General features: G+C 75.4%; 1 protein-coding gene. It reads left to right on the top strand.

What is annotated here, in order from left to right; genetic code table 11:
• The coding region (locus LPA54_RS35910) for a fused MFS/spermidine synthase (protein WP_228984743.1) at window positions 1–552 on the top strand (552 nt) is incomplete at both ends.

The following is a 552-nucleotide window of genomic DNA, read 5'->3' as shown; positions in this document are numbered from 1 at the left end:
CCGCTGCCGCGCTGGTGTTCGGGGCCTCGGCCGCGGTGCTGGTCGTCGAGATCGTCGCCCTGCGCCTGCTGGCCCCGTACCTGGGCCTCACCCTGGAGACCAGCACCCTGGTGATCGGCATCGCCCTCACGGCGATCGCGCTCGGCTCGTGGCTGGGCGGGCGCGTCGCCGACCAGGTCGACCCACTGCGGCTCCTCGCCCCCGCGCTCGGGATCTCCGGCGTGGTCGTGGCCCTCACGCCGGCCGTGCTGCGGGGCGTCGCGGAGTGGGCGCGGCCGCTGCTGATCCTGGTCGCGGCGCTGACGATCCTGGTGCCGGGCGCGCTGCTGTCCGCGGTGACGCCCCTGGTGACGAAGGTGCGGCTCACGAGCCTCGCCGAGACCGGCACGGTCGTCGGCCGGCTGTCCGGCGCCGGCACCGTGGGGTCGATCGCCGGCACCGTCCTGACCGGCTTCGTGCTGCTGTCGCGGCTGCCGGTGAGCGGCATCCTGCTGGGACTCGGTGCGCTGCTGGTGATCGTGTCCGTGCCGGTCGGATGGCGCTTGCGGGGCC

The sequence above is a fragment of the Streptomyces sp. DH12 genome, from assembly GCF_020873895.1.
Taxonomy (GTDB): Bacteria; Actinomycetota; Actinomycetes; order Streptomycetales; family Streptomycetaceae; genus Streptomyces.
The sequence above is the reverse complement of the archived record's forward strand: the minus strand, read 5'-3'. Positions and strand labels throughout refer to the sequence as shown.